7 protein-coding genes and 3 rRNA genes are annotated in these 12,380 nt (G+C 41.1%); 3 read left to right on the top strand and 7 right to left on the bottom strand.

Translation table 11 applies throughout. The features are described 5' to 3' along the window. Positions 1-69: 69 nt before the first annotated feature. Complete coding sequence (locus tag CPRO_RS04820; protein WP_066048490.1) at positions 70-1,029, bottom strand: substrate-binding domain-containing protein; 960 nt, start codon at positions 1,027-1,029, stop codon at positions 70-72. A gap of 489 nt (positions 1,030-1,518) precedes the next feature. Between CPRO_RS04820 and CPRO_RS04815 the strand changes: the two genes are divergently transcribed. The 3 genes from CPRO_RS04815 to CPRO_RS04805 are packed head-to-tail and all read left to right on the top strand — an operon-like array spanning position 1,519 to position 3,612. Further along, entirely contained in the window at positions 1,519-2,499 is a 981-nt protein-coding gene (locus CPRO_RS04815; protein WP_066048487.1) for a sugar kinase, read from the top strand. A gap of 24 nt (positions 2,500-2,523) precedes the next feature. Beyond that, positions 2,524-3,345 carry a MurR/RpiR family transcriptional regulator gene (locus tag CPRO_RS04810; protein WP_066048485.1) on the top strand — a complete coding sequence of 274 codons (822 nt, stop codon included), beginning with the start codon at positions 2,524-2,526 and terminating at the stop codon, positions 3,343-3,345. A 24-nt stretch (positions 3,346-3,369) separates the two neighbouring features. Next, positions 3,370-3,612, top strand: a complete 243-nt coding sequence (locus CPRO_RS04805; protein WP_066048482.1) for a hypothetical protein — start codon at positions 3,370-3,372, stop codon at positions 3,610-3,612. Between the two features lie 477 nt (positions 3,613-4,089). Here CPRO_RS04805 and CPRO_RS04800 read toward each other — a convergent pair whose 3' ends face one another. The 6 genes from CPRO_RS04800 to CPRO_RS04775 form a co-directional block, all read right to left on the bottom strand. Then, entirely contained in the window at positions 4,090-5,028 is a 939-nt protein-coding gene (locus tag CPRO_RS04800) for a hypothetical protein (RefSeq protein WP_082754227.1), read from the bottom strand. Positions 5,029-5,336: 308 nt separating this feature from the next. Continuing rightward, a 5S ribosomal RNA gene (gene rrf / locus CPRO_RS04795) occupies positions 5,337-5,454 on the bottom strand. A 215-nt stretch (positions 5,455-5,669) separates the two neighbouring features. Further along, positions 5,670-8,567, bottom strand: a 23S ribosomal RNA gene (locus tag CPRO_RS04790). Positions 8,568-8,803: 236 nt separating this feature from the next. After that, a 16S ribosomal RNA gene (locus CPRO_RS04785) occupies positions 8,804-10,337 on the bottom strand. The 16S, 23S and 5S rRNA genes sit together here, the layout of an rRNA operon. Before the next feature lie 457 nt (positions 10,338-10,794). Continuing rightward, complete coding sequence (locus CPRO_RS04780; RefSeq protein ID WP_066048480.1) at positions 10,795-11,448, bottom strand: response regulator; 654 nt, start codon at positions 11,446-11,448, stop codon at positions 10,795-10,797. After that, complete coding sequence (locus CPRO_RS04775; RefSeq protein WP_066048477.1) at positions 11,445-12,197, bottom strand: response regulator; 753 nt, start codon at positions 12,195-12,197, stop codon at positions 11,445-11,447. Before CPRO_RS04775 ends, CPRO_RS04780 begins: the two co-directional genes overlap by 4 nt. Positions 12,198-12,380 lie beyond the last annotated feature (183 nt).

Here is a 12,380-nt window from a genome sequence, read left to right as displayed (position 1 = left end):
TTGCTTATAATAAACTTTAAGATGAGTTGAAACAACTCATCTTAAAGCCATCCATTCAATTTAGAACTATTATTTCGCTGCGTTTTCTGCTGTAATGATGTAAGGAGCGATCATAATTTTTGATTCAGCAACGGAGCCATTGTTTAAATAATCAACCATGTTCTGAGAAATCTGCTTTCCGATTTCGATAGGATTCTGAGAAATTTCAGATACCCAATATTTTCCATTTTCAGCATCCAAAATGGCTGCTTTTGCTTCAGGGTTACCATCGAAACCGATGATTTTTGTATCTGCACCAGCAGCCTTGATTGCAGCCAAAGCGCCTGTTGCAGCAGGATCACCAACTGCGAAAACAACTGCGATGTCATTCTTATTTGCAGACAAAGCATCAGACATTAACTGTTCAGCCTTTGCAGCATCGCCTTCGTAGTTACCAATATCAATAATGTTTAATTTTTTGTCTGAAGCCTTTACAACTTCTTCCCAGCCTGTACGACGATCGATACAAGATTGAGGTTCGTCAAAGTTAATGATACCAACTGTTTTGCCAGCCTCTGCAAGTCTTACTGTTTCTTGTCCGCCAAGTCTGCCACCTTCAACGTTGTCAGTACCAACAAAGCATTTTACAACATCGGTAACATCGCTGGTGCAGTCAAATGTAAATACAGGAATGCCTTCTTTGTCCGCAGCTTCCATAGCAGGTGTTGTGCCACCGGGATCGTTGCAAGAAAGGGCAATTGCATCAACACCCTGTGCGACTAAATTGTTAATGTGGTCAGAAGTTACGTTACTGTCCAATTCACCATCAAGTACAATTGCTTTAAAGCCCAAATCTTTAGATGCAGTCATAATGCCTTCTTCAATTAAATTGTAGAAAACATGTTCTCTGGAACCAACAATGAAGCCCAATGTTAATTCCTTTTTCGCAGAATCTCCTTCTGCAGGTTTTTCTGCGGCAGGTTTGGAACCGCAAGCAGTCAATCCAAGTACCAATGTTGCACTAAGTAATACACTTAAAAACTTCTTCATAAACCTCTCTCCTTTTTGCATTGAATATTTGCCCTGATTTTATGCAAAATTTCCCTTTGTAATTATGCACCTTGGACATACGAAAATAATAGCAATTTATTTAAAGTAAGTCAATGATTTTACAGCACATTGACCAATTTTGTATACTCCTACAATTTCCTGTTTTGGTTTTAAGTAATTTAGCACAATAACTTGATTTTATGAAATTTTTTTCATGTTGTGATAAATTATTGTGAATTTTAAGAAACAATAAAAAAATTAGATTGAATTTCATCAAAAATCAGAAATTTTTTTCAAAATAATAATTGTTTTGTGTTTTAAAGCTTTTTAATCTTTTATAACACTATCGTGAAAAAATATTAAAAATTATGTTATTGACCTGCAAATTTTTATATATTATACTAAAACTAAACAATGCACAGAGGTTGAATTTTTTATTTATATTTATTCATTTTTATGCATATTTATTTTGTTTTTGGAGGTATGTATATGTACGATATTATAACAATTGGTGAAATTCTGGCAGAAATACTCGCAGAAAAAAAGAATCAGAATTTTTTTGAACTGGGCGGTACACTTTTAGGTCCTTTTCCCAGCGGTGCGCCAGCCATTGCAATTGATCAGGCTGCGAAAATGGGCGCAAAAACAACGATTGTGGCAAAAGTAGGAAAAGACGACTTTGGTTTGCTAAATAAGAATAGACTTGAATCCTCCGGAGTGGACATCTCAAACATCATTGAAACATCAGACAATACTACGGGAAATGCCTTTGTAACATATGCCACGGATGGCAGCAGAAGATTTATCTTTCATTTTAAACACGCTGCTTGTGGTGAACTTGGACCCCATGATATTGATGACGCACTGATTAAGAATTCTAAAATACTGCATATTATGGGCTGTTCAGTGACAGGAAGTCCATCTATGAGTGCTGCAATTATGAAGGCCATACGCACTGCAAAAAAACACAATGTAAAAATCAGCTTTGATCCTAATATTCGTCCCGAACTTTTAACTGGAGAAACCTCAAATTATTTCAATGAAATTCTAGAATCTTGCGATTTTCTTTTGACAGGAAAAAGCGAGCTTGTAAAATTATTTGGAGCGTACCAAAAAAATCTATTGGAATTATTAAAGAAAAAGGATAGAATTATAGTAATAAAAGATGGTTCCAGAGGTACAGATGTTTACACAAGAAGTGAAGCTTTCCAAGTAGGAACATTCCCTACAATTGAAGTGGATCCTACCGGTGCGGGAGACTGCTTTGACGGAACTTTTTTGGCTTTGTATTGTAACGGTGTTGATATTAAGACGGCATCAAAATACGGAAATGCTGCAGGTGCTTTGGCCGTTTCTAAAAAAGGCCCTATGGAAGGTAATTGCAGAATAGAAGAAATTGAGCATTTGATTTCCGAAAACCCCTCGGTGGAGGCAGTAGATATAGAAAACCCTTTCACGAAATTATTATAAATAGATATATAGGAGATTAGAATAATGCATTTAGTGGACTCAGCGTATGAAAATATTAAACTCAATATGGACAGTCTTTCTTCCACAGAAAAAAAAGTTGCTACTTTTTTATTGGAAAATGTTGATAGAATACAGACACTAAATGTGGTAGGAATTGCAAAAGAAAGCTGCACCAGCGAGGCCACTGTGGTACGCATGAGCAAAAAATTAGGTTATAAAGGCTTTTATCAGCTTAAAGTTATGCTCATTCATAGTTTAGATCAAGAACAGCAACTTTCCAGAAATTCACCGCTAAGTAATCTAAATGAATTTTTTCAAGCATCAGCCCAAAACATGCTGCATATCGGAAATATGCTAGACCAAAAAACCTTTTGGAAATGTGTGGACTTAATTGCCTCTGCAAATACAGTTCATGTCATTGCCTCAGGAAATACCATTCCCTCTATTCTGGAATTTTCTTTTCGTTTAGGCCGCATAGGGATTGCTACTACAACCTCTATTTCTGATGAGTTGGAGCTTGCTAATATTAACTTAGCCCGATATGGTGATATTGTCATTGGCGTTTCCCATAGCGGTGGATCAAAGAATGTGGTACGAGCCTTTGAATTGGCCAGAAAAAAAGGGGTAGCCACCGTTGCTGTCACCGATATTACAACAAGCCCTTTAAAAAAACATGCAGATTACGCTTTGGCTAGCACCATTGAGTCCTCTTCAACATCTGTATTTGGCGCCGAATCTCATATCTACACAAGTATCATATTAGATGCCCTTGTGTTTTTTACGGCAAATAAAAAACGCACACCTCAAGGTGTAAAAATGTTTTTAGCTGAAACACAGATACCTTGACACATAATCAAAAAAGGAGCCACAATGGATCAGACAAATGAATTACTTGCAGAGCTTACCTCACAATATAATAAATTCAAATTCCATCGCACTGTCCTCGTGCTTTGTGTGCTTTATTTTGGATATACTTATGTTGTTGACTTTCCCACAGGCTCTAGTCTCTACCGAATAATTATGGGGGGAATTCTTATTGCAATTGCCCTTCTTGCTTTCTATGCCCATCAAAAAATGAGAGAATTGCAAAAGCAAATTAAAATGAAAATTTAATTAATTCAAAATAATTGCAGGCTGAGTTTATTTTCAAAAACTCAGCCTGTTTTTTATCAATTTAGTAAACGTTTTTTGTTTGTATTCTCAAAAACAACACTTACATTCATGTCTAATATTATTTATATCACGTTAATGAAATCAACTTTTAGAAAGGTGACTAATTTCGGAATAACAATTTAAAACAATCAAAAACTTTTATCGTATCTATAGAAATGGAGAAAAGAATATTATTCTCCTTCATGGGTTAGTAGGAGGTTTATGGCTGAGTGATGACTGGATTCATTCTATTCCCCAAGGAAATTGCAAGTGTTTTGTGCCTGAGCGTCCCGAATAAGGAGAGTCCTCCCCCCTTTTACTGAAAAGCATTCACCATTGAATACCTAATATTCCGTCCTTCGCAAGGGAATTAGAGATTGCTTCAACGAAGGTTATTGTTATTCCACCGATACCATTTTGAAAACAAACTCTTCTGTATTATGCCTGATATACCAATTGGGCAATCTGCTTTTCCAGCGATACCTTTTCCCCTTCATGTCTTTTATGAATGGTCTCCAATTGTGCTAAAGCCAATGAAATCTGATTTTCTACTTGTGATACACTCCTTTGGCTATCATGAATGCGTGAAAGTACACTCCAATCCGCAATCAATCCATCGAAAAAATAATCAGCAAAACGCAAGAAACCATCAATATTTACTTGTTCCATATTTTCATATATTTTAACATCTGCTAATTCAGTACGAAAAGTGCTAAGTAATACTTGTAAATGCTCTGCACTGGTTTGGGCTTTGTCTAGTTCAGAATGCTTTGCCATAGCAGAAATCATCCCGCCACCCATAAGATCCCAGGTTCCCCAACCTTCCGCATTACTAAGACTTTCTTCAATACTTTTAATTTCTTTAATACATGCATTGCCTACCGCAACGGCTTCGACTATTTCTTCAAGCTGGTTTGTTACTTCACCAAGCTGACGTTCCAAGTAACATAGCTTCTCTGCATATTGAGGATTGTTATGCAATAAAACTTGTATTTCACCAAATACATGTTGATACCTATGATCACAGCCATTCAACTCTTGTTGTTCTTTTATGAGAATTTTCTCGCGACTACAGCAATGCTCTTTCTGACTAACAACTGCATCATATTTTAGTTTTGCTGCCATAGCCTCCTGCAACTCTTTTTCTAACTGTATCTCTTTCTTTCCTAATATTGAGTAAAAAATTGAAGTAGCCGTCGTTTTCTCCAACCGCTCCACATCATTGTTCTCCTTGTTGAAAATGGAACGTAGTTCATGTTCCTTTTCTGTAAGTTCAATCTCTTCCTGTTTTAAGCTGACTAACATCGACTCAATTTTATTTTTCCGCTCCATTTTACCCGAAAGTTCTTTTAATTCTCTTCTCATATCCTCAAGCACTGTGCACCTCCAAATGTATCCTTAAAATAGTATTTTTTGAAAGTATTTCTCTTTGTATAATACTTTTTATTTATTTATAATCAATTTATTATACTGTAATTTGATTATAACTTCAACTTTCAAATGATTTGTTAAATGCAACTTATTAAAAAACTGTAGATTATTAATTTTCTCCTTAAAGTCATAAATAGAGAATTTTTTCATATTTGCAACTGCTTGTCAGATTTTTATGTATTTTTGTCTTGATGATTATACATAAATTTTAACATAAAAAAAGAACTGCCTCAGCAGTTCTTTTCGAAATTGAAATCTGGCAACCATCTACTTTCCCAGGCAGCTTCCCACCAAGTATCATCGACCGCTTAGGTCTTAACCGACGTGTTCGGAATGGGAACGGGTGTGTCCCCTAAGCGCATCATCACCAGAAATATCAAGGACTTTGGCAAGCTCTCGCTTCCTCTTTGTCCTATCAGATGTATCTCTACACCTTCAAAACTGAATACAAGAATATTAGTGCTTTCCTAAGCGTTTACCAATCACCGACCAGACACCTAAGGTGTGAAGAGGTGATTGATGCGAAGGAAATATAGCGGTCTTTTCCGTTAGGAAAAGAAATTACCTCGCCTTTATCAATCGATTTATTGGTCAAGCCCTCGGTCTATTAGTATTGGTCAGCTGAACATGTTACCATGCTTACACCTCCAACCTATCTACCTCGTTATCTTCAAGGGACCTTACTTCCGAAGAATGGGAAATCTTATCTTGAGGGCGGCTTCACGCTTAGATGCCTTCAGCGTTTATCCGTTCCATACATAGCTACCCGGCTGTGCAGTTGGTCTGCAACCGGTACACCAGAGGTACGTCCATCCCGGTCCTCTCGTACTAAGGACAGCTCCTCTCAAATTTCCAGCGCCCACAACGGATAGGGACCGAACTGTCTCACGACGTTCTGAACCCAGCTCGCGTACCGCTTTAATGGGCGAACAGCCCAACCCTTGGGACCTACTTCAGCCCCAGGATGCGATGAGCCGACATCGAGGTGCCAAACCTCCCCGTCGATGTGAACTCTTGGGGGAGATAAGCCTGTTATCCCCAGGGTAGCTTTTATCCGTTGAGCGATGGCATTCCCACTTATTACCACCGGATCACTAAGTCCTACTTTCGTACCTGCTCCAGCCGTCGCTGTCGCAGTCAAGCCACCTTTTGCCTTTACACTCTTTGAATGGTTTCCAATCATTCTGAGGTGACCTTCGAGCGCCTCCGTTACCTTTTAGGAGGCGACCGCCCCAGTCAAACTGCCCGCCTGACATTGTCCCCTATCCAGATAATGGACATGGGTTAGAAATCCAATGACATAAGAGAGGTATCCCACCGGCGGCTCCACCAAGACTAGCGTCCTGGCTTCATAGCCTCCCTCCTATCCTGTACATATATCATCGAATCCCAGTATCAAGCTGCAGTAAAGCTCCATGGGGTCTTTCCGTCCTGTTGCGGGTAACCAGTATCTTCACTGGTTCTTCAATTTCACCGGGCGTGTTGTCGAGACAGTGCTCAAATCGTTACACCTTTCGTGCGGGTCAGAACTTACCTGACAAGGAATTTCGCTACCTTAGGACCGTTATAGTTACGGCCGCCGTTTACTGGGGCTTGAATTCAAAGCTTCGCTTACGCTAACCTCTCCTCTTAACCTTCCAGCACCGGGCAGGTGTCAGCCCATATACATCACCTTACGGTTTCGCATAGACCTATGTTTTTGCTAAACAGTCGCTTGAGCCTCTTTTCTGCGGCCACTTTCGTGGCTCCCCTTATCCCTAAGTTACGGGGTTATTTTGCCGAGTTCCTTAACAACACTTCTCCCGTCGGCCTGTGGATTTTCTCCTCATCTACCTGTGTCGGTTTACGGTACGGGTACGTATAATACAATAGCGGCTTTTCTTGGCAGTGTGGATTCGGAAACTTCCCTACTTTTTTTCAGTCCCCATCGCACTTCATCATCAGAAAACGGATTTGCCTATCTCCCTTGACTTTGTGCTTAGCCGGGTATTTCCATTCCCCGGTTTTCCTATCCTCCTGCGTCCCCACAGTTCTGATTATACGTAGTACAGGAATATCAACCTGTTGTCCATCGACTACGACTTTCGTCCTCGCCTTAGGCCCCGACTAACCCTGAGAAGATTAGCTTTACTCAGGAAACCTTAGATATTCGGCCTACATGTTTCTCACATGTATCTCGCTACTCATTCCGGCATTCTCTCTCCTGTTTCGTCCACCATTGTTTTCACTTTGGCTTCGTCCTTGCAGGATGCTCCTCTACCACTTCCTACTCTTCGTAGGAAATCCGTAGCTTCGGTGACGTGTTTTAGCCCCGTTACATTTTCGGCGCAGGTTTTCTCGACTAGTGAGCTATTACGCACTCTTTAAATGAGTGGCTGCTTCTAAGCCAACATCCTAGTTGTCTATGAAATCCCACATCCTTTTCCACTTAACACGTACTTTGGGACCTTAGCTGTCGGTCTGGGCTCTTTCCCTTTTGTCCACGCGACTTATCTCACGCAGACTGACTCCCGAGGGTATCTCTACGGCATTCTTAGTTTGATATGAGTTGGTAACCTTTTTGGGCCCCGCGTCAGTTCAGTGCTTTACCTCCGTTAGACTCCTCTCGAGGCTAGCCCTAAAGCTATTTCGAGGAGAACCAGCTATCTCCGAGTTCGATTGGAATTTCTCCGCTATCCACACCTCATCACCACCTTTTTCAACAGATGTGTGTTCGGTCCTCCAAAGCCTTTTACGGCTCCTTCAACCTGGACATGGATAGGTCACCCGGTTTCGGGTCTACTAATACTAACTATACGCCCTATTCAGACTTGGTTTCCCTTCGGCTCCGTGGCTTCTGACCACTTAACCTTGCTAGCATTAGTAACTCGCCGGACCGTTCTACAAAAAGTACGCCATCAGGCACAAAGCCCTCTGACTGTTTGTAAGCACAAGGTTTCAGGTTCTCTTTCACTCCCCTCCCGGGGTTCTTTTCACCTTTCCTTCACAGTACTGCTTCACTATCGGTCACTAGGGAGTATTTAGGCTTGGGGGGTGGTCCCCCCGGCTTCCCACAGGGTTTCTCGTGTCCCGTGGTACTCTGGATTCTGTCAGCTGGCTCAAAATTTCGTCTACTGGACTTTCACCGTCTTTGGTCTGCTTTCCCAAAACAGTTCGACTATCTCTTGCCAATACCTTATACAGTCCGCAACCCCGAAGAACTAGGTCCTTCGGTTTGGCCTCTTTCCCTTTCGCTCGCCGCTACTTAGGAAATCGAGTTTTCTTTCTCCTCCTGCTGCTACTTAGATGTTTCAGTTCACAGCGTTCCCTTCCATACGCTATGTATTTACGTATGGATACTTGAGGTTTGCTCAAGTAGGTTTCCCCATTCAGAAATCTCCGGATCGATGGCTATTTGCGCCTCCCCGAAGCTTATCGCAGCTTATCACGTCTTTCATCGGCTCCTAGTGCCAAGGCATTCTCCTTGTGCTCTTTCTTGCTTGACCAGTTTTTTGCTTTGAATAAATTCAAAACAATAGCTTGTTCTTTGGAATGTTTCGTAGTAGCGATACTACGGTTTTGTTGGCATCGTCTGCCAACGTTTATTACTTTTATTTCTAAAAAAATTTTACTTTTTCTCGATTGACTCTTTTTTCTTGTATTCAGTTTTCAAGGTGCAGCATTGAAGGTTTGATCCTTCAAAACCAAACAGTAGTATACATTAACAACCAATACTCCATAGAAAGGAGGTGATCCAGCCGCACCTTCCGATACGGCTACCTTGTTACGACTTCACCCCAGTCGCTGGCTTCACCTTCGGCGGCTCCTTCCTTACGGTCAGGTCACCGACTTCGGGTGCTTCCAACTCCCATGGTGTGACGGGCGGTGTGTACAAGGCCCGGGAACGTATTCACCGCGACATTCTGATTCGCGATTACTAGCGATTCCAGCTTCATGTAGTCGAGTTGCAGACTACAATCCGAACTGGGACTGGGTTTTTGTGATTTGCTCGACGTCGCCGTTTTGCGTCACTTTGTTACCAGCCATTGTAGCACGTGTGTAGCCCAAGACATAAGGGGCATGATGATTTGACGTCATCCCCACCTTCCTCCGTGTTATCCACGGCAGTCTCCCTAGAGTGCCCAACTGAATGATGGCTACTAAGAATAGGGGTTGCGCTCGTTGCGGGACTTAACCCAACATCTCACGACACGAGCTGACGACAACCATGCACCACCTGTCACCTCTGCTCCGAAGAGAAGGTGTATCTCTACACCGGTCAGAGGGATGTCAAGCCTTGGTAAGGTTCTTCGCGTTGCTTCGAATTAAACCACATGCTCCACCGCTTGTGCGGGCCCCCGTCAATTCCTTTGAGTTTCAATCTTGCGATCGTACTCCCCAGGTGGAGTGCTTATTGCGTTAGCTGCGGCACCGAGGGTTCCCCCCCGACACCTAGCACTCATCGTTTACGGCGTGGACTACCAGGGTATCTAATCCTGTTCGCTCCCCACGCTTTCGAGCCTCAGCGTCAGTTTCAGTCCAGTAAGTCGCCTTCGCCACTGGTGTTCTTCCTAATATCTACGCATTTCACCGCTACACTAGGAATTCCACTTACCTCTCCTGTACTCTAGCTTGATAGTTTTAAATGCAATCCCGAGGTTAAGCCTCGGGCTTTCACATCTAACTTACCATGCCGCCTACTCTCCCTTTACACCCAGTAATTCCGGATAACGCTTGCCCCCTACGTATTACCGCGGCTGCTGGCACGTAGTTAGCCGGGGCTTCTTATTCAGGTACCGTCATTTTTTTCGTCCCTGTTGATAGAAGTTTACGAGCCGAAACCCTTCTTCCTTCACGCGGCGTTGCTGCATCAGGCTTTCGCCCATTGTGCAATATTCCCCACTGCTGCCTCCCGTAGGAGTTTGGGCCGTGTCTCAGTCCCAATGTGGCCGATCACCCTCTCAGGTCGGCTACTGATCGTTGCCTTGGTGGGCTGTTATCTCACCAACTAGCTAATCAGATGCGGGCCCATCCTGTACCGAATAAATCCTTTTCTTGCAAGAGGATGCCCTCTCGCAATGACATGCGGTATTAGTCACCGTTTCCAGTGATTATTCCACAGTACAGGGCAGGTTGCCCACACGTTACTCACCCGTCCGCCGCTAAAATATGTAATCTTCCTGCCGAAGCTCTCCGATTGCATATTTCCGCTCGACTTGCATGTGTTAAGCACGCCGCCAGCGTTCATCCTGAGCCAGGATCAAACTCTTATATTAAAGTTTTGTCCTGCCAGTCTCATGTCTGGCTACTTTCCGATTTTTTCGAAATCGGCAAACTCTTTGTCTTCTTTTGCTTTCTCCGCTAAGCGGAAAAGCTGAATTGACTATGGGTTGTGTGTTTGTATCTCTACTGTTTAGTTTTCAAGGATCAAGTCGCTGTTTCAGCAGCGAAGTCTATCTTATCAGATTTATTCAATCTTGTCAAATACTTTTTTCAATTTTTTTAAACTTTTTTGTCGCATTTTTTCATCATATGGATAAAAATCTTACTGCCCAAAAAATATTTAAAATACCAAGCTGTTCATCAAGGAATCATATAATAACATGCCCTTTCTATTCTGTCAAGCAAAAATATGTCTTTCTGTTCTTTTTTAAATTTATACCTCTGCATCTAATAATGGAAAAGCCCCCTTTGAACAGGAAAACACTGAGAATGCATCACAAACCTCTCAGGTTATTTCCTCTCCGGACTCATTTGGGTCGTAGCAGCCATAACCGCAAGCTGTGTACGATTTTTCACCATAAATTTAGAAATCAGCTCTGCCACAATATTTCTTGCCCTTCCGGCTGACATTCCAATTGTATCTCCTATTTCTTCATTTGTCATACCTTGTACCACTAAGTCTAAGACCTCTTTTTGTCTCTCCGTCAGCTCCACAGAAAATTTTTGCTCTGTACCAATACAGATTGTTGATGCAATCCATTCTCTTTTTATATAAAATGCAAATTCTTGTATATACCGCTCTCCTGCAAAAGCTTTTTTAATTACTGCAAAAAGTTCTTCGGGAACAATGTCTTTAGAAACATATCCATCTGCCCCATTTTTAAAAGCAGTTGCTATATTTTTTTCGTCGTCTTCCACAGATAAAACGAGGATTTTTGTACTTGGTTCTAATTTCTTTATTTCCATTATGGCATCATGCCCAGAGAATACAGGCATATTCAAATCCATTAGGATGACATCAGGCTTTAATTTCAGACACAAATCAATGGCCTCTCTTCCATCACCTGCACAGCCAACAACCTCAAGTTCCGTATTTTGACCTATCACTAATTTTAGACATTCGCGCAAAATAACCATATCATCCACAATAAGTATTTTAATCACAACGAAAACCCCTCAATTTCATCAATTACATACGCAAACAATACCTTTTTCAACTGATTCAATTCCCATGTCATTTGAGTGCCGCCCTTTTCTAACTTATCTGCTATTGCTTGGATTTTCCTTAGACGCATCATGGAAGCCATTCCTTTTATTTGATGGGCATATTTAGCTACATCTGCTTGATTTCCATTTGTACTTGCATTTTCTATCTTTAAAATGAGCTGCTTGCTAATTCGAAAAAAATCTTCTAATAAATTAGTAGCCTCCCCTATAGAAATTTTCATTTCCTTACAAAGTAATGAAACAGCATCGTCAAAATTAATTTGCCCATCCAAATTAGCTGCATTTTGATTCACTCTTCCAATTTCCTGATTTGGTAAATATCTATCTATCATATCTTTTAGAAGGTCAACATCAACGGGTTTTTCAATCACATCATTCATTCCACTACGAAAACACCTTACCCGTATTTCGTCTGTTACCGTGGCAGATACTCCAATAATGGGTATTGAATAAAAGGTATTTCCCATAGAGCGGATTTTACTTGTTGCTTCATATCCATCCATATTCGGCATTTGGCAATCCATAAAAACCAGTCCAAATGTTTTTTTCTCAAGCATATAAATTGCCTCTAAACCATCCCTTGCAACCTCTGACACTATCCCCAAACCAGATAAAACAGCCTTAAAGAATTCCCAGCTAAAGCTGTTATCTTCAACAACCAAAACTGTCGTCAATTCCTCTATCATGTCTTTTTCCTCTCTGCAAAAATATAATTATATTAAGAAGAAGTGTTACAAAAAACACTTCCACCAGAACGATACCTACTGTTTTCTTCGAGACCTAAATTATGATCTTACTCTCTTATTGTAGTCTTTAAAATTATCTTTTACAAGGTATTTTGCCTCAAGCAATTATAATCGTGATTATGT

The organism is Anaerotignum propionicum DSM 1682 (assembly GCF_001561955.1).
GTDB classification, from domain to species: Bacteria; Bacillota; Clostridia; order Lachnospirales; family Anaerotignaceae; genus Chakrabartyella; species Chakrabartyella propionicum.
The sequence above is the reverse complement of the archived record's forward strand: the minus strand, read 5'-3'. Positions and strand labels throughout refer to the sequence as shown.

What these genes read in the sequence shown, in the direction of transcription:
- CPRO_RS04775 (WP_066048477.1), bottom strand. Translation starts at nt 12,197, where the DNA reads ATGATAGAGGAATTGACGACAGTTTTGGTTGTTGAAGATAACAGCTTT.
- CPRO_RS04810 (WP_066048485.1), top strand. Translation starts at nt 2,524, where the DNA reads ATGCATTTAGTGGACTCAGCGTATGAAAATATTAAACTCAATATGGAC.
- CPRO_RS04815 (WP_066048487.1), top strand. Translation starts at nt 1,519, where the DNA reads ATGTACGATATTATAACAATTGGTGAAATTCTGGCAGAAATACTCGCA.
- CPRO_RS04805 (WP_066048482.1), top strand. Translation starts at nt 3,370, where the DNA reads ATGGATCAGACAAATGAATTACTTGCAGAGCTTACCTCACAATATAAT.
- CPRO_RS04820 (WP_066048490.1), bottom strand. Translation starts at nt 1,029, where the DNA reads ATGAAGAAGTTTTTAAGTGTATTACTTAGTGCAACATTGGTACTTGGA.